Source organism: Saprospiraceae bacterium, from assembly GCA_016717265.1.
GTDB lineage: Bacteria > Bacteroidota > Bacteroidia > Chitinophagales > Saprospiraceae > Vicinibacter.
The window spans coordinates 1,934,354-1,960,110 of sequence record JADKFX010000001.1; the positions used below are offsets into that span (position 1 = coordinate 1,934,354).

Annotated in this window: 22 protein-coding genes; 15 read left to right on the top strand and 7 right to left on the bottom strand. The window is 32.5% G+C overall.

The features are described 5' to 3' along the window. Window positions 1–70: 70 nt before the first annotated feature. From IPO86_07415 to IPO86_07445, 7 genes are all read left to right on the top strand, one after another. Window positions 71–469, top strand: coding sequence for a hypothetical protein (locus tag IPO86_07415; GenBank protein MBK9727927.1), 399 nt, complete (start codon window positions 71–73; stop codon window positions 467–469). A 179-nt stretch (window positions 470–648) separates the two neighbouring features. Beyond that, window positions 649–1,308 (top strand): hypothetical protein, encoded by a 660-nt coding sequence (locus tag IPO86_07420; protein MBK9727928.1) that lies wholly within the window; start codon window positions 649–651, stop codon window positions 1,306–1,308. A gap of 21 nt (window positions 1,309–1,329) precedes the next feature. Beyond that, window positions 1,330–2,349, top strand: coding sequence for a hypothetical protein (locus IPO86_07425; GenBank protein MBK9727929.1), 1,020 nt, complete (start codon window positions 1,330–1,332; stop codon window positions 2,347–2,349). Between the two features lie 120 nt (window positions 2,350–2,469). Further along, a complete protein-coding gene (locus IPO86_07430) occupies window positions 2,470–4,032 on the top strand; it encodes an OmpA family protein (GenBank protein ID MBK9727930.1) in 1,563 nt (520 codons plus the stop codon). A gap of 8 nt (window positions 4,033–4,040) precedes the next feature. Next, on the top strand, window positions 4,041–5,147 hold the full coding sequence (locus IPO86_07435) for an ABC transporter permease subunit (GenBank protein MBK9727931.1): 1,107 nt from the start codon (window positions 4,041–4,043) through the stop codon (window positions 5,145–5,147). Then, window positions 5,144–5,944, top strand: a complete 801-nt coding sequence (locus IPO86_07440) for an ABC transporter ATP-binding protein (protein MBK9727932.1) — start codon at window positions 5,144–5,146, stop codon at window positions 5,942–5,944. The genes IPO86_07435 and IPO86_07440 overlap by 4 nt, the downstream gene beginning before the upstream one ends. 147 nt (window positions 5,945–6,091) lie before the next feature. Next, complete coding sequence (locus IPO86_07445) at window positions 6,092–7,384, top strand: aspartate kinase (protein ID MBK9727933.1); 1,293 nt, start codon at window positions 6,092–6,094, stop codon at window positions 7,382–7,384. Window positions 7,385–7,415: 31 nt separating this feature from the next. Here IPO86_07445 and IPO86_07450 read toward each other — a convergent pair whose 3' ends face one another. The 5 genes from IPO86_07450 to IPO86_07470 form a co-directional block, all read right to left on the bottom strand. Next, a complete protein-coding gene (locus IPO86_07450) occupies window positions 7,416–7,856 on the bottom strand; it encodes a barstar family protein (GenBank protein ID MBK9727934.1) in 441 nt (146 codons plus the stop codon). Then, window positions 7,853–8,329, bottom strand: a complete 477-nt coding sequence (locus tag IPO86_07455) for a ribonuclease (GenBank protein ID MBK9727935.1) — start codon at window positions 8,327–8,329, stop codon at window positions 7,853–7,855. The genes IPO86_07450 and IPO86_07455 overlap by 4 nt, the downstream gene beginning before the upstream one ends. A 240-nt stretch (window positions 8,330–8,569) precedes the next feature. After that, window positions 8,570–11,932, bottom strand: coding sequence for an efflux RND transporter permease subunit (locus IPO86_07460; protein MBK9727936.1), 3,363 nt, complete (start codon window positions 11,930–11,932; stop codon window positions 8,570–8,572). A gap of 37 nt (window positions 11,933–11,969) precedes the next feature. After that, the gene (locus tag IPO86_07465; GenBank protein ID MBK9727937.1) at window positions 11,970–13,103 is read right to left on the bottom strand and encodes an efflux RND transporter periplasmic adaptor subunit; all 1,134 of its coding nucleotides are present in this window, start codon (window positions 13,101–13,103) and stop codon (window positions 11,970–11,972) included. A gap of 321 nt (window positions 13,104–13,424) precedes the next feature. Next, the gene (locus IPO86_07470; protein MBK9727938.1) at window positions 13,425–13,946 is read right to left on the bottom strand and encodes a type I restriction enzyme HsdR N-terminal domain-containing protein; all 522 of its coding nucleotides are present in this window, start codon (window positions 13,944–13,946) and stop codon (window positions 13,425–13,427) included. Window positions 13,947–14,083: 137 nt separating this feature from the next. Here IPO86_07470 and IPO86_07475 point away from each other — a divergent pair, with 137 nt between their 5' ends. The 6 genes from IPO86_07475 (at window position 14,084) to IPO86_07500 (ending at window position 21,302) form a co-directional block, all read left to right on the top strand. Next, window positions 14,084–15,409: an oligosaccharide flippase family protein gene (locus tag IPO86_07475; GenBank protein MBK9727939.1), complete on the top strand. Its 1,326-nt coding sequence runs from the start codon at window positions 14,084–14,086 to the stop codon at window positions 15,407–15,409. A 10-nt stretch (window positions 15,410–15,419) separates the two neighbouring features. Continuing rightward, a complete protein-coding gene (locus tag IPO86_07480; protein MBK9727940.1) occupies window positions 15,420–16,658 on the top strand; it encodes an O-antigen ligase family protein in 1,239 nt (412 codons plus the stop codon). Between the two features lie 12 nt (window positions 16,659–16,670). After that, the gene (locus tag IPO86_07485; protein MBK9727941.1) at window positions 16,671–17,222 is read left to right on the top strand and encodes an acyltransferase; all 552 of its coding nucleotides are present in this window, start codon (window positions 16,671–16,673) and stop codon (window positions 17,220–17,222) included. Continuing rightward, window positions 17,222–18,250, top strand: a complete 1,029-nt coding sequence (locus IPO86_07490) for a glycosyltransferase family 4 protein (protein ID MBK9727942.1) — start codon at window positions 17,222–17,224, stop codon at window positions 18,248–18,250. The genes IPO86_07485 and IPO86_07490 overlap by 1 nt, the downstream gene beginning before the upstream one ends. Further along, a complete protein-coding gene (gene asnB, locus IPO86_07495; GenBank protein MBK9727943.1) occupies window positions 18,250–20,145 on the top strand; it encodes an asparagine synthase (glutamine-hydrolyzing) in 1,896 nt (631 codons plus the stop codon). The genes IPO86_07490 and asnB overlap by 1 nt, the downstream gene beginning before the upstream one ends. A gap of 347 nt (window positions 20,146–20,492) precedes the next feature. Continuing rightward, entirely contained in the window at window positions 20,493–21,302 is an 810-nt protein-coding gene (locus IPO86_07500; protein ID MBK9727944.1) for a class I SAM-dependent methyltransferase, read from the top strand. 132 nt (window positions 21,303–21,434) lie between these two features. Here IPO86_07500 and IPO86_07505 read toward each other — a convergent pair whose 3' ends face one another. Continuing rightward, window positions 21,435–22,340: a class I SAM-dependent methyltransferase gene (locus IPO86_07505; protein ID MBK9727945.1), complete on the bottom strand. Its 906-nt coding sequence runs from the start codon at window positions 22,338–22,340 to the stop codon at window positions 21,435–21,437. Between the two features lie 38 nt (window positions 22,341–22,378). Continuing rightward, complete coding sequence (locus IPO86_07510) at window positions 22,379–23,803, bottom strand: hypothetical protein (protein MBK9727946.1); 1,425 nt, start codon at window positions 23,801–23,803, stop codon at window positions 22,379–22,381. 274 nt (window positions 23,804–24,077) lie between these two features. Here IPO86_07510 and IPO86_07515 point away from each other — a divergent pair, with 274 nt between their 5' ends. Together IPO86_07515 and IPO86_07520 are read left to right on the top strand one after the other, a co-directional pair. Further along, window positions 24,078–25,001: an ATP-binding cassette domain-containing protein gene (locus IPO86_07515; protein ID MBK9727947.1), complete on the top strand. Its 924-nt coding sequence runs from the start codon at window positions 24,078–24,080 to the stop codon at window positions 24,999–25,001. A 29-nt stretch (window positions 25,002–25,030) separates the two neighbouring features. Beyond that, on the top strand, window positions 25,031–25,753 hold the full coding sequence (locus IPO86_07520; protein ID MBK9727948.1) for an ABC transporter permease subunit: 723 nt from the start codon (window positions 25,031–25,033) through the stop codon (window positions 25,751–25,753). The last annotated feature ends 4 nt before the right edge of the window (window positions 25,754–25,757 follow it).

A 25,757-nucleotide genomic window follows, 5' to 3' on the forward strand; every position in this document is an offset into this window, starting at 1 on the left:
CCTGATATACCTAATTTTTAATCAGGGGAATTTTTAAAACCTAATTAAATTGAATTAAAAAATGAAATTCATGAGCAATAAAATAGCAATCGTTTTCATAAACATGTTTATAATGAGTCTTGTAGGATTGAATGCAGGATTTTCACAAACTGGCGCTGTGCCACCTTTAAAGGATGTTCCGGAATCAGTTAAAATTCTAAAGACTGAAATGGATTTGATAGGAGAACAAATACTTCAAATACAACAAAGTGGTGGAACTGTAGAAGAATTACTGCAAGATAAATTTGATTTATTTAAAGCGGTTCATGAAATATTGCAACTCAACAATCCAGGTACTACAACCTTTCAAGCAATTGCCAGCAACTCCAATAGAAAATCATTGCTATTGGACGATGAAGCATATCAATTGCTTGTCGATGGACAATGGGATGAAAATTTAGCCGAGTTGATTAGATTGTTGACAAATTAAATTTGAAACATCAAATGTTTTGAATTACTATTTAGATATTTAAGAACTATAGAAGAAAAGCGCTACTGAATAAGGAAGCGCTTTTTTTTTTGATATTATAGCATTACCAGATATCTTTATATAGAATTTAGTTGTGTTATATTTTTTATGTAGTAATTGATTAAATTTAATTAAATTATATGTCTTTCATTGAAAAATTAAAATCCGTTTTCGTGGTCACAAATGATCAGGCAAATCTGAATCCAAATTCAAGCAGTTCAGAACAGGATGGATCTCCTAACCAATCGATCACATCAGGTTCAAATATTAATATATCTCAGGGATCACAAGAGACATTTTTGCAAATTTTAGCAGATGTCCTGGAGAAAAACAACCAAGCTGGATTTGATTATCTTGAGTTTAGAAAAGCAGTGCAATCCATTTCAAAGCTTCACACGATGGAGGAGTCTACACAATTTAAGACTGCCTTTGCCGCCGCACAAGCTATGAATGTCCAACCATCAAATTTGATTGATTCAGCTAAAAAGTATCTTTTGATTTTGGACGCTGAAAACACCCAATTTAATCAGACAGCAAACCAATTTTTACAGGAGCAGTTAAGTTCTAAAGAAAATGAATCATCACAACTTAAGGATCTTATCCAACAAAAAGAGAAGCAATTAAGTCAATTACAGGAAGAACTTGAAAAACACACGAAAAGGCTTTTGGATATTGAAAAAGAATTATCGGGGGCAAAATCGAAAGTGGAATCAAATAAAGCTAGTTTTGTAGGTAGTTATAATCAACTTGTCGGACAAATTAGGGCCGACATCCAAAAGATGGAACAATATTTAAAGTAAGAAGGTTATAAATAAATACTTATGGATCTGAACTTTAGAGCTAAAAAATTTTGGCAGAGACCAGAAGGGGTTACTGGAGGCTTGGTCCTGGGCGGACTTATTGTTGGAGGGGCCTATCTATCCTATAAAGCATTGCCATATCTCATACAATTAACTTCCAATATGTTGTATTTGTCTGGGATCTTACTTGTTTTAGGGGCCATCATTTATATGTTATTAGACCCTTCCATGCGTAACCTTTGTTGGTATATGTATAAATCGGCTATGCGCTGGATTACTTCCTTGTTTGTTAAAATTGATCCTATAGGAATTTTAAAATCGTATGTGGAGGACCTCAAAGACAATTTAGGCAAGATGAATAAACAAATCACTAAGTTGAGGAGCCAAATGCACTTATTAAGAGAGCAAATTTTTAATAATCAAAAACAAATTAAACAAAGTTTAAATCAGGCGGAAGAAGCAAAACATGGAAATCTACAGTCTGTATTAGTTTTAAAATCCAGACAAGCAGGTAGACTAAAAGAATCAAATATTAAATTAGAAGATCTGTATGGCAAAATGAATATTTTATACAAAGTATTAGCCCGGATGTACGAAAATTCAGAAATACTTTCTGAAGATATTGCAGATCAAGTTAAAATAAAAGAACAAGAAAGAGCAGCTATTCATGCAAGTCATTCTGCAATGAAATCAGCAATGAGTGTGATTTCTGGAGATAAGGATAAACGTGCTTTATTTGATGAATCTCTTGAAGCATTGGCGGATGATATCAGCGGAAAGGTAGGTGAAATGGAACAATTTATGGAAATGTCAGAAAACTTTATGGCATCTGTAGATTTGCAAAACGGAATTTTTGAAGTTGAAGGGATTAAAATGTTAGAAAAATGGGAAATGGAAGGTGTTTCAAAAATTCTAGGCAGCGAAAAACAAAAATTAGTTGAAAATGATCCAATGCTTTTAATTGACGGATCATTATCAAAGCCTGATAAAATATTAGAACCTTCATTAAAGAATCAATATGAAGAATTATTTAAAAAATAATAAAACTAAAATTTTTTCAGAAGTATATTTTATTTCTGCAGGCAATGAAATCAACTACAAATTTGGACATAAATAAAAGTAAAATTTTTCGATTTAAAAATTAATTAATCATCAAATAATATGTTTTCACGACTTACTCCTTTTTCTAAATTTTTACTTACGGTATTGATATTAGCTGGAATATTTTTTCTGGGAAAATATCTTTTAAATAATACTTCTGTTGGACAAAAAGTAGTTGAACAAAGTAAAGAAGTTAATAAACCTGGTGAAACATCTAATCAAGCTGCTAGCGGTTTAGCCAAGGATGCAGTCCGGGTAGGAGTCGTAACCTGGGGTGGGTATGCTGGAGGTCAATATTTTAATGAAGGTTTTAAAGCAAATACAAATTCAAGATTTTATAAAGAGTATGGCTTTCCTGTAGATTTTAAAATTTTGGATGATGTTCCAGTTTCACGAGAAGCATGGAAGAATGATGAAGTCCATTTGTTATGGTGCACTGTAGATGCCTTGCCCACAGAAATAGGTGGACTTGCAGATTTTGATCCGGTGGTTGTATTTCAAGCAGACTGGTCGAGAGGTGGTGATGCAATTGTTGCCAGACGAGGAATAAATTCAGTGAATGATTTACGAGGTAAGAAAATTGCTGTTGCAGAAATGACCCCATCACATTCTTTTCTATTATGGATGTTAGAAGCAGGAGGATTAAAACCAACGGATGTCGAAATTATTAAACAGGCCTCAGCCATTGATGCTGCACAAGTTTTTAAATCTCAACAAGTAGATGCCGCAGTGGTGTGGAGCCCAGATGATATTGCTTGTTTAAATGCGGTTACAGGTTCAAGAATATTAGAAAGTACAAAATCTGCTTCCCATATTATTGCGGATGCTTTTATTGCGAAGAGATCATGGGTCGAAGCAAACCGCGATAAGCTTTCAAAATTGTATGAAGGTTGGATGAAAGGCGCTGCAGAAATAAATGCCAGTGATTTGAATAAACGCAAAGCTGCTAAAATTCTTTCCGATAATTTTAATGGCTTTACCGAAGATGACGCATATGCTGCAATTAACAATGTAAGGTTGGTAACACATGGGGATAATTTAAATTTTTTCGGATTGAATCCTGACTATAAAGGGGTTACAGGCGAACAATTATATACGAAAATGACTAATACCTATAAGGCAATCGGATATGCTGAAGGCAAAATATCCAATTGGAGAGTCATAAGTGAATCTGGACATATTAAATTAGCTACTTTAACGGGTTCCGAAAATCAAGCAGAAGGCCAAAAGTCATTTGCTAAAATTTCAGACACAGAAGGAAAATCGAAAAGTGCAACAGCTACAAAACGAGTATCCATTTCATTTCGATCCGGAGAATTTGTATTAGATGAAAATTCTAAATATATTATTGATAAGGAGTTTGTAGAAATTGCAAAAGCATTTGCAAATTCGAGAATTCGAATTGAAGGAAATACAGATAACGTAGGTTCCAGGGATTTAAATGTAGCTTTATCTAAAAAACGAGCCCAGTCTGTAGTAGATTATTTAGTAGGAACTCATAATATGAGTCGGAGTCGATTTTTAGTTTATGGAAATGGTCCAGACAAAGCACTTGCTACAAATGATACGGATGAAGGCAGAGCAAGAAATCGGAGGACTGACTTTGAGTTAGTTGGAGAATAGTGAGCGCAATGAAAAATTGGTTTGCATTAAGAGGTAAGTTGGAAAATTCTGCCTCTATGATTTTTTCAATCGGTGGAATTGTAATTACAATTTTATGCTGGTGGATATTTGCAGAATTATTATCTACCAAAAATCCTGTATTGGAATGGTATAACCCATATTTACCGTCTAGTCTGGATAGTTTAAATCAACAAACCCGGGACTCTTTATTGCATATTGATTCTATAGCCTTATCGAATGCAAAAGTTTTTAAAAAAGTATATCCTTTATTGCCTAGACCGGATCAGGTATTGTATTCATTTAAAGATCTGTATTATAAAGATAATGTTGTAGGAAATACAGCCCATTCTATTTGGTTAAATGTTCAAGGCTACTTATGGGCAATTTTAATATCCTTGTTTTTCGGTTTGACATTAGGTTTATTTCCGATTTTTAGATCCTTATTTACAAAGCAAGTAGATGCCATGAGATATCTACCACTTTCAGCACTTACAGGATTATTTATAACTTGGTTTGGGTTAGGGGATCCTATGAAAATTGCATTTTTGGCATTGGGAATTTTAGTTTATCTAATACCTGTAGTCATTCAACGATTAGATGAAGTAGAGGATGTTTTAGTGCAAACTTCATACACTTTAGGTGCAACAAAATGGCAACAAATTAAAACCGTTTTTTTTCCTGGTATTATTTCTAAAATTACGGATGATGTTAGAGTATTGACCGCGATTTCTTGGACTTATATTATCATAGCAGAACTTTTAAACAAGGGCGCAGGAATTGGTTCTTTAATTTATACAAAATCCAGGCAAGGTCAAATTGATCGGGTATTTGCCTTGCTATTATTAATTATGTTTATTGGCATAATACAAGATCGCTTATTTGTTTTATTTGATAAAATTATTAATCCTCATAAATATTATAAAAGTCTTGTGGATGGATTAACAGAAGGTAGAATTGGAATAGCTTCGATATTTTTAGCTATAGTTTTCGGAATTTTATTCAATAATTTTTTCAAATTTGATATTCTTGTGACAATGTCCTGGATCTTCTTAGCGGCAGGAAGTTTAATGTTGGTTTATGCATTTTTTAAAATGGAAAATACAAACCGGAAATGAGCGCTCGAATAGATACTACCTTACCTAAAATAATAGAATTACAAAAAGTAAGTCAGTCTTATGATAATGGAAAAACATATGTAATTAAAGAGCTTGACCTTTTGATCGTCGACAAACCGGCACAAGGACAATTTATCACGATTCTGGGTGCTTCGGGTTGCGGCAAATCAACATTGCTCAGATATATTGCGGGTTTGCAATTGCCAACAAAGGGCGAGGTCTTCATTCATGGAAAATTGAGAAATGAAAAGGATCATGTTGGAATGATTTTTCAGCAATATTCTTCCTTTCCTTGGAAAACCGTTTTAGAAAATGTAGCAACCGGTTTAGAGTATCTGGATGTGTCTCCTAAAGAACGGACGCAAAGAGCCTTGGAGATGATTGAATTAGTTGGTTTAAAAGGACACGAACAAAAGTACGCTCAATATCCGACCCTTTCCGGAGGGCAACTGCAAAGAGTTGCCATTGCAAGGTCTTTATTAACAAATCAAGAGATTTTATTACTAGATGAGCCTTTTGGAGCACTGGATATAAGAACCAGAGTTCAAATGCAAGAGTTGTTATTAGAAATTTGGCATAAATTTCATTCCACCTTTATATTTGTAACACATGATATCGGGGAAGCAGTTTATTTATCGGATGAAATTTATATTATGAAATCAGCATCTTCAGATTTTGTGGATCACATTCTTGTGGATTTGCCACTGGATCGAAACAGAAATACCAAAAAGCTTCCACAATATTTGGAATTAGTAAGAACCATTGAAGATATGATGTTGAAAATTTCAAACAATTAGAAATAGTTAGATAGTGTAGGTATTAATTTTATACGAATCCAGTAAAAATGAGTCGTAGTAATGAATGCTTTTTTATTGCTTTGTATTCTATGCGTTGAACTTAACTTTAGATCGTTTATTTTTGCAAAATAATTTATAGAATTTGATATGAAAGTTTTTAAGTTTGGAGGTGCTTCTGTTAAAGATGCAGAAGGAATACGAAATGTCTCAACGATTATAAAAGACTACCAAAAAGGGGAACCTTTAGTTGTGATTGTATCTGCAACAGGTAAGACAACCAATCAATTAGAAGAGGTAGTTTTAACTAAATTCACATCCATTCCGGAATCTTTGAAATTATTGCATTTAATAAGAGATAAACATTTGCGAATAGCGAAAGAATTGTTTTTAGAGATCCCACAGGATTTACACCAACAAATTCATGAACATTTTGTCGAAGCGGAATGGGTGATTGAAGAAACACGAGAAATGCCATATGATTATGTTTATGACCAAATTGTAAGTATCGGTGAATTGGTATCAAGTCGATTATTAACCGCATGGTTATTAAATTCAGAACTCCCAATTGTTTGGGCAGATGCGCGAAATTTAATTATTACCAATGATACCTATCGGGATGGAAGAGTTGTTTGGGATAAAACAAATGGTAAAATAGTTGAACAACTAAAACCTGAATTGAATTTTGGAAAAATAATTGTAACGCAAGGATTCATAGCTTCTACCCTGGAAAACAACACGACAACCCTCGGCAGGGAAGGTTCAGATTATACTGCAGCTATTTTATCAAATGCCTTAGATGCAGTTGGAATGTACATATGGAAAGATGTTCCCGGCGTTTTAACAGCAGATCCAGATTTATTTGTAAATGCGACTAAATTGGATCGTTTGAGTTACACCGAAGCAATAGAGATGACCTATTATGGTTGTAAGGTGATTCATCCAAAAACAATACAACCATTAAAAAGTAAAGGGATTCCACTTTTTGTAAAATCATTTATTGAACCTGCAGGAGAGGGTACTTTAATTTCGGGAGATATTGATTTAGAATATCCACCCATTGTTGTTTTAGAATCAAATCAAGCGTTGATTCATTTTTCTTCTAAAGATCTCTCTTTTATTGCAGAACATCATCTTGCTGATTTATTTAACTTGTTTGAAAAGTACAGGATAAAAATAAACATGATGCGAAATACTGCCATTTCATTTTCTGTTTGTGTAGGTAATGAGAGGGATCGTTTATCCCAATTGATCAGGGAAGTTGAAGATGAGTATAAAGTGGTGATGGATCAAGATTTAGAATTATTGACAATACGCCATTATCAAGATGCTATGATCCCAAAGTTATTGGAAGAAAAAATAGTAATACTAGAAGAAAGGATTCGTAAAACTTTACAAATGGTCATAAAAAATGCACCTGCGATTATGCATAAACGTATTTAATGTTTTATGCTATATTTTTTGCAAATCCAATTTAAATGATATCAAATGAAATACCATTTAAGTTCAAAATTTCTTTGGCTGTTTCAGAATCAAAAATAAATACTTGAAAGGATTTTGGAGTTGTTTCTTCATTATCAAGAAGATCCCAGGATTGACAAATATCATCCAAAGTAATTATGAAGTCTTCAATTAATTCGGGATCGTTTTCTTCATTGGATAAAAGTAAATCAAAAGCATCAATCACAATTCTGATATGATCCTGCGCAATCCATTCCATATCCATTAAGCAATCATAAAGTGCATCCAGATTTTTTCCAAAGTAATCTGGTAATTCAAATTCATTTTTTAGTTCTCGAAAGAGATCGTTTGATGTTTTACAACGCTCGCCATTTATTTTTGCAATAAACGTATTTTTGGCTTTTAAATTTTGAAATTTACTACGGTCTGAAACTATTGTAATAAATGAATTCATAAATTAATTTTAATAAAGCTATTGTAATGATCTTTAGTGAAATAGGCAACATGATCCGAACCTGTGATTAAACGCTCCGCACCCCGGTTAACTCCCTCAATTTTAGGGTGTACATCCCATTCCCGATAAATTATTTTTGTTCCCAAAGCATCCACTGATTTTAATTTCTTTTCTCTGTTTTTAAAAATGCGTCCCCCTACATAATTAGGTGGGGCTTCTTGAAATTTTTGAATATGATTTAAGACTTGAAATACATACTCAGGAACCTCTGGATTTAAAATTGATTTTGGAGCACTTTTATTTTGGTCATTTATAAGAATCGCTGATGATTCTTTTGAAATTTCAGTTTCAATCGTTGTTGATTTAGAAGAGCCTCCTGATTTTGGAAATAAGAATAGCAGGTAGGCAATTCCTAAAATAGTAAATGCAATGGAAATAGAAAGGAAACGTTTATTTTGAAAAGCCAAAAACACAGTTACTATAATTTTGCCCTGGTTAAAAATTTCTAATATCTAAAATAATGAACAAAGAAGCAAAATTTACTTCATATTCGTTTAAATTTTCCTGTTTTTTTTAATTTGTTAATCTATTTATCAGAAGCTGCACGACATTGATTTAAAATTTATAGATAATTTTTGAATAAGCTTAACTTGAAAATATCTTTAGAATCTACTTTTACTATGCCTGAAATTAAATATTCGGTTTGTGTTTCTTTAAAAGTATTTTTTTATAATTGCTCGTGATTTTTCTCTTGTTTTATAACCCAGCATATACATCGAAGGTACTACTAACAAAGTTAAAAATGTAGCTGCTATTAATCCAAAAATGATAGTCCATGCCAAAGGTCCCCAAAATGCTACATTGTCGCCTCCCAGATAGAATTTAGCATCAAAATCTGTAAACAAGGATGCAAAATCCATATTGACACCGATCGCTAAAGGGATTAAACCTAGAATTGCAGATAAGGCAGTAAGAATTACTGGAGTCATACGGGTCGCACCTCCTTCTATAACTGCTTCTTCCGGACTCATGCCGCGTTGTCGAAGTTCATCTGTAAACTCGATAAGTAAAATTCCATTTCGCACTACAATCCCAGCTAATGAAAATATTCCAACACCGGTCATTACAGCACTCAAGGTTATTTGGAAAAAGCCAAAACCTAATGCGATTCCAATTAATGAAAATAATACGGTTGTAAATATGATGATTGGTTTTATAACTGAATTGAATTGAATAACAAGGATTAAAAACATGAGTGCTAAAGCAGCTCCAAATGCTGTTCCAAGAAAATCAATGGTTTCCTGGAGTTCTTCCTGTTCACCAGAAAAATTAATTTCATAACCATCTGGTAACTCCATCTGCGAAGCAACATCTTTTATCTGTCCTATAATTGCATTTGGATTATATCCAGTAATTACATCAGACCCAAGGGTAAGTACCCTCTTTTGATTTTTACGATTGATGCTAGATAATGAATTTCCGTACTGAATACTTGCAACAGAAGAAATTGGAATTTGCTTGTATTGCTGTGTGGACATATCCATAAAAGCCATATCCAAATTTAGTAATTTCTCCAATTTATCGCGATCCCCTTCTTGAATCCTCAATTGAATTGGATAGTCATCATTTTGATCTCTAAACTTAGACACTTCCTTGCCAAATAGTGCCGTTCTTAATTCCATCGCTACCCGGGCTACACTGATTCCTTCACGTTGCACTTTTTCTTCATCAATATGAATGATGATTTCTGGTTTACTGATTTGCAAATCAGATTTTAAGTCATCTATCCCTTCAATTTTATTTGCAGTTATTCCATTTATTAAATTTCTACTGATTTTATCTAATGCATCAAAATCATCTCCACTGATTTCAATACTTATAGGTCTGCCAACCGGTGGTCCGTTATTTTCTTTCTCTACTGTTATTTCAGTACCCGCAATTCCAGATTTAAATTCTTCTCGCAACGAATCTAAAACGGCAGTCGTTGATTTTCCATTTCTATCTGCATATCTTACAAAAGCAACAGAAACTTTACTTTTGTGAGGTGTTGCAATTCGATCAGGATTTTGAGGATCTCCAGCTCCTAAACCAATATTGGAAATGACAGAGGTTACAATTGGATTATTTTTTCCAATAATTTTATATACCCGATCTTCAATAACTTGGGTTACTGAATCCGTAACTTGAGCATCCGTCCCTATTGGTAATTTACAATAAACAAAAGCAAAATTAGGCTGACCTTCCGGGAAGGTTTCTACCTGTGGATTCGTACTTCCATAATAAAAGAAACTAAGAATTAATAATGTAAATACACTGAATATTAATGCAATCGGTCTATATCCTTTAATAAAAATTGCCAATAATTTTCTATAGGAATTTACAACAGCAGGCCATAATTTATTTTGAAAAATTGAAATTAATTTTGAAAATACAAAGTGATACATCAAGATTAATAAAATACAAAATATTGAAAAATTTCCAAGGCCCTTTCCAAAGCTAAAATATCCTAGGAGCGCTAAACTGATAAAAAATATAAAAACTTTACGATAATCTTTCAGGGAGCTAAAACTTTCATCGTCATCTCGTTTCATAAATGAAACAGCGAAAACAGGATTCATAACAAAGGCTACAAATAAAGAAGCACCTAATGTAATAATTAAAGTCACGGGTAAATGGGACATAAATTTGCCAATAATACCAGGCCAAAACAACAATGGAAAAAATGGCATCAAGGTCGTTAAGGTTCCGGAAAGGACAGGCAGGAAAACTTCTCCTGCTGCATATTTTGCAGCCTCAGAAATACTTAGGTTTTTATTTTTATTGAAAATTCGATGGGTATTTTCAATAACAACAATCGCATCATCTACGATGATTCCCAGTGCTAGTAATAACGAAAATAAAACGATAACATTCATGGTCATATCCAAGCCTGGCATAATTAAAAATGCAACCAAGCAGGAAAGCGGCACCGCAAGCCCAACGAAAAAAGCATTCGTAAAGCCCATGAAAAACATAAGAATGAAAACCACAAAAATAAATCCCAGAATAACCGTGTTTATTAAGTCATGTAATTGGACTCTGGTATTTTCTGATGTATCGGCAGTTACTTTTACCGTAAGACCTTGTGGAAATTTATTAATTTTATAGTCTTCTAAAATAGCATAAATTTTATCCGTTGCATGAATCAGGTTTTCACCACTGCGTTTGATTACATTTAATGTGATCACTGCTTTATTATCCAATCTTGCAAAATCTTGTTTTTCTTTAAACCCATCTTCAATGGTTGCAATGTCTTTAAGAAAGACCGTGGTACCTACAAATGATCGAACAACAATATTTTCAATTTCTTTTGGGTCTTTGAACTCTCCGGTGATCCGAACATTTCGGCGCAATTCATTAATCCGTAATTCACCTGCCGAAATATTTAAATTTTGTTGTTGAATTGCAGATTCTATATCTGAAAATGTAATACCAGCTGCATTTAATTTATATAAATCTACATTTACTTGTATCTCGCGTTCTACGCCTCCAATAATATCGACTCTGGTAATTTCTTTATTTGTTTCAATTTTATCTTTTAATTGTTCTGCATATACTTTTAAACGATCCAATGGTAAATCTCCTGCAAGATTGATATTCAAAATTGGCATTTCGCTAAAATCAAACTCTTGAACCTGTGGATCATCCTTTAGATCTGTTGGTAAATCTTTTTTAGCTTTATCCACGGCATCTGAGACCCTCTGTTTACAAACTTTTGGGTCCAGATCTGTATTAAATTCAGCAATTACCAGCGAAAAATCAGAAAGCGAATTACTTTTAATTTTTTTAATACCACTTACAGATTTAAGTTCTTTTTCAATTGGCTTTGTTATCAGATTTTCAATATCTGCTGGCGTAGCTCCAGGATAAATAGTAGCCACGGAAACTGTTGGGATTACAATATCAGGAAATAATTCTTTCGGAATCTTATGATATGCGGAATATCCTGCAAGGCATATGATTAATGTAAATACATAAATGCTTGTGGAATTTTGAATACACCAGTTTGTAAACTTTAGTTGTTTTATATTTTCCAGATTCATGTTAAGTGATTAGAGTATGAAATGAATGGAATTATAGTGAGATTAATTGGCCATCCACCAGTTCATTGTAGCCTATGGTAATTATAAGATCTCCAATTTGGAGTCCTTTAATAATTTGAGTTTCACCATTATATTCAACGCCTGTTTCAACTGTTCTTTTTTTAGCAAACAAACTGCCATTTGTCGATTCTGCAACTAAAATGTAATTTTCACCCTGAATACTTTTTTGAACTAAATTTGACGAAACAATGATTGCAGACTTTAACGTGCCATTATTAATTTTAAGTTTCACAGATTGATTACTGATAAAATCGGAACTTCCTGATGGTAGACTCGATTCAATAATAAAAGATCTGGTCTTAGGATCAATTGTTTTTGATATAAATCGAATGGTAGATTCAATGCTTTTATCGGATTCAGGGATATGAATCAAAACTTTATCTCCCTTTTTTAATTTGCCCTGATAATTATCACTAATTTTAGCTAATACCTTCATGTTCTTATTATTAACAACTCGAATACCCGCAAAACCCGGATTTGCAATTTCCCCAATTTTTAAATGGACATCATCCACAGTACCGGAAATAGGTGACTTAATGTAAGTCATTGCAAGTTGTGACTGTAGGGTTTGCATTTTAGATTCAAGCTGTTCTTTTTGGTTTTTTGCCTGAAGATATTGTGTTTCACTTCCAATGTTTTGATCCCATAGCTTCTTCTGCTTTTCAAACATTGTATTCGCTAAGTTTAATCCGGTTTTTAATTCATCCATACCCTTTTTAATGGTTGTTCCATCTAATGTGGCAAGTATTTTTCCCGGTGAAACAAAGTCTCCTTCTTTTACAAAAATTGCGGTAACTACACCCGGCATTTGAGGGGCTGCTAATACATTTTGATCAGCAGAAACAGTTCCTTGTAGTTCAATAAAATGCTTAAAGTCTCTGCTTCTAAGGCTATCCACCTTCACTAATTTTGATTTTGCAACAGGAGCCGTGGTATCAGAAGCTGCTATCTTAGCTTCAATTTCTTTGATTTGAACATCGATTTCCTGTGCTTGTTTTTTTAATACTTCAAGTTTTGCTTTTGGATCTGCGTCATTTTTTGAATTGTTACAAGCAGAAGTTAGTAATAAAGAAAAGATTATCAAGGAATTAGAAAAAGCCTTCATAGAAAGAAAATAAATTATTAAAAAGAGGAATTAAGTACGGTAAATAAACGGTTTGTTCTTCAAATAGTTTTTAATAAAAAGTGAATGGGTTTGATTTTTTTTATCTGTTTTAGAATATGAACTAAGCTTTGGAGATTGAAAATTCGATATTCTGGAATTTCCTTGGTATCATTCAACTGGAGAGCTTGAAGAGCGATCATTATAACGGAATTCAAAGTTCACCATTTGGAAACAGACAAATGCTTTTTATCAGGTTGCCAAAAGTTTATAGTAAATCTTGTAATGTGGAAAGCTTCATGAATTCAAATATGTTAATTAATTTCAAAACGGGTAATCCGGTAGTTTTTTTATAAACTCGTATTTCCAATTTAGAAAATCCATTTTACATACTATAAATTCTAAACCATTGCTGATCCCTAAATAAGGAGCTTTAAGGTTTAAATTATAATTAGATGCCTGATCGAACATCGCTTGGTTAATTTGGATATGATTGGATTTGCATTCAATTAAAATATATGGATTCCCGGTTTTTGCATAGATCACAAGATCAAATCGCTTAATTAAATTGTTAATTTTAATCTGTTTTTCTACAGCAATACGACTTAAGGGTATTGAAAATGAGTGCTTTAAAAATAAAATTAAGCATTGTCTTACAAGCTCTTCCGGGGTTTCTTTAAACCATTTGTTGCGGATTGGATCAAAAAACATAGCATGCTTTTCTGGATGTCGTCTCAGCAAATTCTGAAATTGCATGATGGGTCCCAATTCTGTTGACATTTGATAAGCGGCTGGATAAATTAGATCCTTTAAGCAACAAAAATACGCCGTCTTGTGCATTTTCATATTTAAAAATACTATATATATATAAAATTGATATATTTGCATGTAGATCTCCTAATTGACTTTATAATTGCGAAAATGAATACCCTGAAATTTTGGGATGATGGACAATACATTATTGCTTACTAAAATTTGAAAAATTGAGTTCATTTCGGTATTCGATCAGAAACTTAATTACAAAGTTGCTTGTGACTGGCTTGGCTTTTTTGATTTATCTTTTTATTCCTAAGTTCCTGGGTCCTGATTTATTTGGAACATTTAGTTTTCTTTCGGCTTTTGTAGGTTTATTGATTCCTTTAACATCTATGGGAATTGGTGCTGGAATTATTTATACAATGAGTTCTAAGCAATTTTTATTACCCGAAGTATTTAGTACCATACTTAGAATTGGATTGCTAATAGCTATTTTAAATGCGATATTATTATTCCTGTTTTACAAATTGGGAATGCTCAATTTATTTGAAGTGAAAATTAATTTGAAGTATACATTGTTATTTGCAGTAGGTGTTTTTTTTCAGACTTTGAGCTTTATTTTGGGCCGAGTTTTCTTTGGAAATTCGGATTTTAAAATTTTGAATTTAATTGAATTCTCAACAAGTCTTTTAAATCCGATATTGTTGTTGGCTTTTTTATTTTTTTTTGGAAAGGAGAATCATTTATTTTTATACGTATCCTTTTCTATATTTTCAATTTTAATTTTTTTAATTCATCTTTATTTTGTTAGAAAATATAATTTTTTAACAGAGATTAAATCTGATTTTGTTAAAAAATCTTTTAGATATGGACTTAGATCATGGCCAGGTGATCTGGCACTAAGAGCAAATCTTAGACTTGATCAATTGATTTTGGTGTCTAGTTATTCTGCTTCAGCACTAGGAATTTATAGCATTGCAGTCAAATTTGTAGAATTGGTTTGGATGATTCCAGATTCCATTGGTCCGGTATTATTTAATCTTATTGCCTCAAAAAAAAATCCAGCAGAATCGTTACCTATGGTGGCAAAAGTGCATAGATTATTGATTTATGCTTGTCTGTTTATATTGTTTTCATGGGCATTAATTTGTTACTATATTATGATTCCTTATTTTTTGGGCATAGAATATAAAAGTGTTATGATTCCTTTTTTATTATTGATTCCAGGCACTTTGTTTTTAATTTCTTCAAAAATATTTACTAAGCAATTTTCAGCGTCTGGAAACGTGCATTGGACAAGTCAAATTACTATTTTTGGATTTATAATTAGTTTCATTGCATATTTTACATTGATTCCTTATTTCGGAATGAACGGCGCTGCTTTGGCATCTTCCATTGGTTATACAGCATTGGCTTTTGCCGGGCTTTATAAAATGAAGACAAATTATAGTATTCAATTGACAGATTATTATCAATTTAGAATTTCTGATTGGGTTTGGTTGAAAAATCAATTTATTCGTTTAAGTTATCATCGTAAAAATTTATCATCATAATTGGATTCATGTGAAAATTGCTGATCGGATCATATTAAATCTGTTTTTTCTGTATGTCTTTATGTTGCCTTTTGAAAATATTCAGGAAGTAGCCTGGGGCATTGATACACCTTATCGGGCATACCGTATTTTAGCTTTATTCATTGGATTTTTAATAATCACTACAAGAAAAATCAGGGTAATAAAATTTTATAAGAATGATTTAAAATTGCTTTGGGTTTACTTATTTGGATTGCTTCCAAGTGCTATTGCTTGGGCTGATAACAGGTTGTTGGCCGAATATTTTTGGCTTACGTCCCTGCAATATTTTATTGTACTATGGATTTTATTGCTCATAAAAAACCTGCCATTTGAAATTCGGCACGCATATACATGTATGAATTTATACGGTATAGGTGTACTCATTAATTGTCTTTTTATGATCTATAATTTTATATTTACAGATATTGGACGACAAAGTGGATGGATGGATAATGCAAACTTTGCAGCGTTTGCTAATAATATTGCATTCGCATATTTCTTTTATTTGTTTTATATAAAAGAAGGCAGCATGCTGAGTATCTCCAGGATTTTGTTGCTAATCGCAAGCTTTATTACGCTCATAGGACTTTTTGTAACCGGTTCAAGAAGTTCATTAATTTCTTTATCAATGAGTATATTAATTATTATCTTTTATAAGGCGAATTTTCGGAAAGCATTATTGAACCTTGCAATGATGCTTTTTCCAGTGTTTATTTTTTTTCAGTTTGTAGATTTTAATAAATTTATAACCAAAGCACCTTTATGGGATCGATTGATAAGTTTGAATAATTCAGAGGATCCTCGTCGAGTGTTATGGACACAAGGTCTTGAAGCATTTAAGGATACCTATTTTATAGGTTTAGGAATTGAGCAATTTAAAAATCCTGAGAATTATCGAAAATATGTGCATAAATCTGAAAATGTCTCTGCAGCAAATCAAGATGGCCTGGTCTTGCATAATGATTATTTAACAGTTCTCTTTGAATTTGGAATTCTTTCGTTTATTATGTTTATAGGTTTTTATTATGGGCTATATAATAGGTTAAAAATCCAAATTCAAATAAATCCGAAACTTTTTGTGTTTTTAGTATGCTTCATAAATATGGTTTTGTTTTCCATGTTTGATTCTAGTTTTCAATCACATTCTATGTGGTTTGTATATATTATTTTAGGTATTGTTGCTTATATGGTGCCAGTACCAAAACAAAATTTAGATTTTAATAAGTAAACGACATGTTCAATGAGTAAGTTTTTCAGAATGCTATTTGGGCTTTTTCATTTTATCGGTCTAAAACTATTTAATAGTTACCGATTCCACAGTAGAAAGCTTAGTTTTTTCTCGTTTCGATCTTCCGTTATATTTGAAAAAAGTGGGCAATTTATTTTAAACGGTAAATTAATCCTTTCTCCATTTAGTGAGTTAAGAGTGCTTGGTAATTTGACAATTGGAAATAATGTCTTTATTAATAAGTATTCAAGAATTGTAGCGCATCATAATATAGAGATTGGGAATAATGTTTTGATTGCACAATTTGTTAGTATTTTAGATCACGATCATGCATATACGCTGGTTTCTTCAGAACTTAAAATGAAGGGCTATAATACCGAACCAATTAAAATAGGAAATAATGTTTGGATAGGTGATAAAGTTACTATTTTGAAAGGGACTACAATTGGTGATAATGTAATTATAGGAGCAAATGTTCTTTTGAAAGGAACTATAGAACCAAATTGTATGGTGGTATATAATAATAATAACAACTTACATATTAAACTAACAGAATCACTTTAATGGGAAAACCACTATTACTCGTTGGCCCGTTATGGAATGGCAGAGAAGACCAAATTGGTGGTACTACGGTTCTCTTTCAGGATTTTGTGGAACATCTCACGAATCATGGATATAAGTTTAAGCTTATTGATAGTAATCATTACAATGGTGTTTTTTATAAGATAAGAAATGCTTTTTATGTTTTAATTCATATAGTTTTTAAATTGCCAAAATCCTCCTTTGTTTTTTTGAATCTGAATAAAAATGGCCTTTTATTTGTTGCACCTTTTATTTTACTCTTAACGAAGTTGGCAGGGAAGAAAATTGCAGTTCGATTATTTGGTGGAAAAGGAGTTTATAGCAATTTGGGATATTTTGGTAATTTTATTAAGTCCCTTGTATTTAAGCAAGTGGAATTTTTATTTGTCGAAACCAAGGAACAAGTTCAGCAATTAGTAGGTGATAGGTCAAATGTTTATTGGTTTCCAAATTGCCGTCACAAGAATCTGCAATTTATTGAGCGAAGCTACCGTAAAAAATTTGTGTTCATTAGTCAAGTTCGTAAAAAGAAAGGGATTGTTTTACTATTAGAATCTATTAAAGCATTAGACAATTCTTTTACCTTGGATATTTATGGTCCTATCATTGATTCGGAATTGTCTTATGTGAAGGATGCTCCAAATTATAAGGGAATTATTCCTTCGAAAGAAGTTTGTGATGTGCTTGATAAATATGATATTTTAGTTTTGCCAACAATAGAAGAAGGGGAGGGGTATCCAGGCATTATTTTAGAAGCTTATTCGATGTCTATACCTGTAATTACGTCATCATTACCTTCTATTTCCGAGATTGTTGAAAATGAGAGTTCAGGTATTTTAATAACGCCAGGTTCCACAAATGAGCTTGTACGTTCAATGTTAGGAATGAATGAGAATTTTTATAAAAATTTAAATATTGGGGCTTATAAAATGGCAACAAAGTTTGAATCTGAGGAGGTACACCATAGGATTCTTCAGATTATTTCAAAAGATTTTAAGTTGAGAGAATAATGTGTGGAATATTTGGAGTGGTTTCTGAAAAGTCTAAGGACATTGTTGCTCCTTTAGCTTCCATGATACGACATCGTGGACCAGATGATGATGGTTACTTTGAAGAAGGACTATTAAAGCTATTTTTTTTTAGATTGGCAATTCAGGATCTTACAGCCAATGGACATCAACCTATGATTTCAAATGACGGTCGCTATGTAATCCTATTGAATGGAGAAATTTACAACCATAAAGAGTTGCGATCGCAATTATCAATCCCGGTAGATTTTAAGTCAACAGGCGATACAGAAACCCTTTTATATGCTTATATAGAATGGGGCGAAAAGGTGTTTTCAAAATTGAATGGAATTTTTGCAATCGCTATCTATGATCGCCTGGAAAAGGAATTAATGATAGTAAGAGATCAGTTTGGTGTAAAGCCATTGTATTATTTTAAGACAACAACAGAATTCGGTTTTTCATCTGAGTTAAAATCATTGTTTGGATTTCCAGGTTTAGATTTGGAGATAGATTTTAATGCCATGATGAATTATTTGCAATTATTATGGTCACCAGGTGAGTTAACACCATTTAAGAACATTCATAAATTATTGCCAGGTCATATTCTTAAAATCAATCTTAAGAATCACATTGAGTTTGAAAATTATGCATATTATCAAATCCCTTTTAATGGAATTTATGCCGAAAAGACAGAGGCGGCCTGGATTGATGAGGTCGAAGTAGCCATGTTAAAAGCAATAGAACGACAGCTACTTGCTGATGTTCCGATAGGCTATTTTATTTCGGGTGGATTAGATTCTAGTTTGATTGTTGCCATGGCGAGAAAACTAAATCCAAATCTTCCAATTAAAGGATTTACAATTGATAGTCAGCTAAGTAATCAGTCAGAGGGCTTTGAAGATGATTTACCATTTGCAAAAGAAGTAGCCCGAATTTTAAATATTGATTTACAGATCATAGATGGCCAAATTGATTTTCTTGAGAATCTTGATTCCTTGGTGTGGAGTTTAGATGAACCACAAGCAGACATTGCATCCTTGTATGTTTCAAAAATTGCAAAAGCAGCCAGAGAGCAAGGATTTGTAGTGCTTTTAAGTGGCGTTGGAGGGGATGAACTATTTGCCGGATACCGTCGTCACCTGGCTGTTAAATGGGATGCAGTAATGTTCCAGTTGCCAAATTGGATTCGTATTGTTTTGTACAAATTTTTGGGTGGAATGAAACCAAAAGGTGCAAGCTTTAGAAGAATTGTAAAGTTTTTCGCCCGCTATAAAAATATGGATCTTAAACATTGTTTAGCTGAATATTATACATGGCTGGATACGAAAACTGTGAGATCTCTTTTTAGGCCAGAAATTCAAAATCAACTTGCCGACTATGAACCTATTCAGACGCTTATAAATAGTATGGCAAGCATTCAACATGAAACGGATCCTTTAAATAAATTACTTTATTGTGATATCATGCATTTTCTTTCGGATCATAATCTGAATTATACTGATAAAATGGGGATGCGACATGGAGTAGAAATCAGAGTTCCAATTTTAGATATTGATTTAGTTGAGTTAAGTGCTCGAATACCACCGGGATTAAAGACAAAAAATGGAATCCCTAAGTATTTATTGAAAAAGGTAGCAGAACGATATTTGCCAAAGGAAATTATTTATAGATCAAAAACTGGATTTGGCGGACCAATTAGAAAATGGGTAATTCAAGATTATTATAGTGAAATAAACTCAATCTTGTCAAAGAATAGCGGCACCAGCAATCAAATCTTTAATCCGTCAGCAATAGTGGATTTGTTGGTTCGGAATAAGGATCATGAAGTAGATGCGAGCTACTCAATTTTTGGAATCCTACTTATTCAGAAATGGATGGAACGTTTTGCTAAGTAGCAAGTCAATTCGCAAATATGAAATAGCGCTCTAAGAAAATGCGTTTTGGATACTTATAGATTGTTTAAAACAAACGCTGTGGAATGCTCTTGAGCTTCATTATCTGTTTACTTCACTAAGCAAATTGGATTTGCTATTTTGTTGATATAGTTGCCATTCAGCTTTAAGATATTTTAACATTCCAATCTAATATGCAATAAATTTAATATTTATATTATATTGAATTACAGAATATTGTAAATTTATATATAATAAATTATAATATTTAATAGTTTCTACTTATTTTTGTTGTTGAAATACGCTATCGGGTATTTATTAAATTTTATCAAACTTAAATTCAACTTTAAATGAGTTTTGAAAAGCAGTTAGTATATGATTTTTGGAATGAAGCTTCTTGTGGAGAAAAGCTATACTTTAAAGGAGAAAGTGAAATAGAAAAATATGCGAACCAATTAACGAGACGATATGAATTGGAGCCTATGATTTTAAATTTTGCGGAGTTTGAAAAGCATAAAGAAAAAAAAGTATTAGAAGTTGGTGTTGGATTAGGAGCTGATCATCAAATGTTTGCTCAAAATGGTGCAAATTTATCAGGTTGTGATTTGACAGACCGTGCCATTGCATTAACACAACGAAGATTAAGCTTACTTGGATTAAATTCAAATTTGACGGTTGCAGATGCGGAGAATTTACCCTATGAAAATGAATCCTTTGATACTGTTTATTCATGGGGTGTAATACATGTAACACCGGATACCCAAAAAGCTGCAAACGAAATTTATAGAGTCTTAAAAACAGGTGGAACGGGTAGAGTTATGATTTATCATAGACATTCTATGATCGGTTATATGTTGTGGTTACGTTATGCACTCTTAAAATTTAAACCGTTTCGAAGTTTGGATTATATCTTTTACCATTATCTTGAAAGTACCGGGACAAAAGCATATACTATAAATGAAGCAAAATCACTTTTTGCAAAATTTAAAGATGTGAAAATTGAAACTGCTTTAAGTCATGGAGACTTACTTTCTTCTGAAGCAGGACAAAGACATGAAGGTCTGATGCTTAGTATTGCAAGGAAAATTTATCCACGACAATTAGTCAAAAGGTGGTTCTCAAATCATGGGCAGTTTATGATGATTTACCTCAAAAAATAAATAATTTCAAACAGGGCTAGATTCAATTGCTAAAAGCTCATAAGCCAAATTATCTAAGGCTGTAAATCGACAGTTTTATACTGAAGTCAATTTTGATATTTGAGTATTCCATTACGCATTAATATTCGCTAATCAGGATTCAAGGGATTCTAGTTTTCCTATGACAAGCATTTTGTTTTTAATTTGCACAATACGGAGTATTTTTTCAGTTATTGGAATTAATATTTTTTGAATCCATGGATACAAACTAAATTTATTAATATAATAGGCAACAGGAAATGATAATTCATGAAATAACTTTAATTGAATGAGGTTTAAATTGCACTCCTTGAAAATCGTTCTGATATCTGATTTTGATAAAATTTGTTTATGTCCAAATGGATGATCGGAGTACATTATATTTAAGAAGGTAGGCAGGTTACCAAAGGAGAGTTTATACGTTAATGCTCCAAAGCGGTGATAAAATGTATTTCGACAGGGTGTATCAATAATGATATATCCACCAGGCTTTAATAGTTGTTTCGCACTGAATAGGATACTTTTGGGGTCATTCACATGCTCGATCACATCCCATATAGTTATGATGTCAAAACTATTCGAGTGATGTTCTTTCCAATAGGAAGATTCAATAGGAAAAGAAAATATGTTTTTTAAATTTGTTTCCTGTCGTGCAAATTTTAATCGGTTTAATTCTGGTTCGATCCCATAACATTCAAATTTATCGAGATTGAGGAGTGATAAAAAAAGTCCGCCACCACATCCTACATCTAATATCTTGGCATTTTGTTTTTCAATGAGTAATTGCTTAACAATATTGACATGATTTTCAAAACGGATTTTATTGTGTTGAAGTTGTGTTTTTAAGTATATTTTTATTGAATCCTGGACTGGGGTATTCTCTATAAAAGCATCTGTTGAAGAGTTTGGATCAAGATATGATGAATAATGAAATTTGCATTTTTTACAAACATAAATGCTTGCATTCTTTAATTTGTAAGTAATATTAGAATTTGGGTGATTGCAAATTTTACAGTTCATTTTCTTGCTGATAAATACATTTTATTGAAATCTAAAATTCATTTTTCTGTTTTGAGAATATTTTCTAAACAGGATACTACGTTTAAGGTAGCATTATCTTCTGTAGAATTGCATTCTGATAGAATGGTTGTAATTCTTTTTGAATTCATATAACTTGGATCCTGCAGGTATTGTTTTATTGCATGTTCGAGTTCTTCAAAATTTGAAGTTACTAAGGTCCCTCCTAAAGTAACAAATTTCTTGATATGGTTATAATCAAGAAGGCGTTTCGCAGAATTCCAATAAGGCAATTGTACGTTCCCATCAAACATTGGGGCTATATTTCCTTTGCCTGCCATCAGAGTATCAATAGAAAGTGTTGAACAGGAATTGATACAAGCAATACAAGAAGCCAATAAAGCAGATAACTTTTGCATGTCATCCAATTCCATACTCCATGGTAAATTACTTTCTGCTATGAATGGATAGAAAATTTTGATTCTTTTATTTTCAAGCGCCTTAATGCGCTCAATCCATTTTAAATCAGCCATCCATCCTTTTACATTTTGCGGATGTGGGCGAATTATCATTTGAATTTCTGGTCCGAATTGATTTTCATTAATTCGTTCTGCAATATATTCTACGATATCAATTTCTTTGGGTACAAATCGGGGAGAACTCATGCCAAAAATGAGGAAGGGTTTGGACGGATCTAACCCAAATATATTTAAGATTTCCGCATTCCCATTTTGATTTCGTGTTTGAATATGTAAATCGAAATGGGGTACACCCGTGATGAATATATTATCCGGATTCATCTTGTATTTATCAATAAATTCGTTTTTCATTATGGGTCCCCAGGCTATATAATAATTAGCATCAGACAGAAAATACCCTTTACAACTTATATTGTCCCAACTTAATAAATGAATTAAGGTTTTAATCTTCAGCTTCTTAGCATTATATAGTAAAATGCCTTCCTGTACATTTACAGGATAGGTACTCACCAGAATTTTAGGATTTAAATTTGTCAGAAGCGTTATGGCGCTTTTTGAATGTAATAATTTTTCTTCAAAAAACAAGAAGCATTTACGAAGTATTGGAAATGTTTTAAAAATATAGTAAAAACAAATTAAAAGAGAAGGAATCCATCGTAGAAACATTCTCTTGGAATGATACATTTCATGATAGTGCTTTTCGTATAAAGCTGGATTTGCTTTTATATCTTCCAGAAAATAGGATCGGTATAACATATAATTGGATTTCCATATCCATTTTTTTGACTGATATTTAAAAAGCCCAATTTGATTTTTTTGACAATAATTGTTCAGAATCGGGTCTTTTGCATCTGGTGAGATTAAGGAAATCTTGTATCCGTTTTTTACTAATTTGCCGAGAAGATCCGTTTGAAGGATCATACGGGCAGCAAATCCATGAGAAACAACATAACAAATGTCTGTTTGTGTATTTACTGGATTTGACAATATTGATAAATTTGAATGTAAATTTATAACATATTATAAAATTAATTAATATTTTGAACAGCTAATCTTTAAGAACCTTAAATTCATTTATTTGCGAATTTTTGCTAAAAGCAATAAGTTTGTGTTGCAGTATCCGTTTGATATCGATAGCTGCATTTAGGAATTCCCTTATTTTTAAAATAGGTATTCACATATGATTGACAAAATTTTCAGTAATGGGTCGATTTTTAGTTCGTTGTATTGTAGTTATTTTTGCACTTAAAATTTTTATATTATGGAGGTGAGGATTGAAAATTTAACCAAATCTTATGGAATTCAAAAAGCGGTAGATTCCATTTCTTTTGATATTAAATCTGGTGAAATTGTTGGTTTTCTAGGTCCTAATGGAGCCGGAAAGACAACAACAATGAAAATTCTTACCCAATATATGGCTCCAGATTCTGGCACTGTTTGGTATGATAATAAAAGCTCTTACGATGCTGATATTCGAAGAGAGATTGGTTATTTACCTGAACACAACCCTTTATATGAAGATATGCCCGTGATGGATTATCTTTCGTTTTCAGCATCATTGCAAGGTGTTGCGGAGTCGGATCTTAATACCCGGGTTGTTGAAATGGTTAGACTTTGTGGTTTGGATGTTGAGAAACATAAAAAGATTGGAGAACTTTCTAAAGGTTATCGGCAACGGGTTGGATTAGCACAAGCGATCATCCACAATCCAAAAATCCTTATATTGGATGAACCTACTACGGGTCTTGATCCAAATCAAATTGTTGAAATTCGCGAATTGATACGCAAGTTAGGAAGGGAAAAAACCGTTATTTTAAGCACCCACATCCTTCCTGAAGTGGAAGCAACCTGTGACCGTATTTTGATCATAAATAAAGGTAAAATTGCTGCCGATGGCACAGTCCAGGAACTTCGCAAACAATCTGAAGGCAAGCAAATCTTGCAGGTGCGCATTGAAGGTGATTCACCAGAACATATTGCAGAGCAGTTGCGCAAACTTGATAATATTCAGAATGTCTTATTGTTGGATAGAACGCGAAATCGCTTTGAAATTCAGAGTATATATGGTACCGAAACGAACCGTATTATTTTTCATGCATGTAAACAAAGCAATTGGGATCTTTTAGAAATGATACCTTTTGAAACCAAACTAGAAGACATATTCAGAGATTTGACAATCAATTAATTTAAATCATTAATTTTAATAAAATAGCAATGAAATCATCTATTTGGATTATAACAAAAAAGGAATTGAATTCTTTTTTTGATTCCCTCACCGCTTACATTCTACTTGTTGCTTTTTTAGGATTTAGTGGTTTTTTTACCTGGATTACAGGGTCTGATATTTTTATGCGAAAGGAGGCTGATCTGGAAATCTTCTTTAGTGTGTCGAAATGGACCTTATTCTTTTTTATTCCTGCCATCACTATGAAGATGATAGCAGAAGAGAATAAATCAGGAACCATTGAATTATTATTGACAAAAGCCATAACGCCTCGTCAAATTGTACTCGGAAAATTCTTTGCCTGTTTGCTTTTAATTGTAATTGCACTTTTATTTACAATGAGTTATTATGTTACGGTAAGTCAAATTGGCAATATTGATCATGGGGCTACAATATGTGGTTATCTTGGTTTAATATTAATGAGTGCAGCTTATATTGGTATCGGACTTTTTGCAAGTAGCATCACCAATAATCAAATCGTTGCCTTTTTATTAGCTTTATTAATTGGCGTATTTTTTCATTTTATATTTGATATGATGTCCTATGGGGCTAGCGGTTTGTTTGGTCAGATATTGAGTGTTTTAAGCGTAAACAGACATTTTGATTCATTAGCACAAGGCGTTTTGGATACTAAGGATTTATTATTTTTTATTAGCCTAACCCTAGCTGGTTTATATTTATCGGAACTTTATATTTCTAAGCGAGCAAAATAAATTT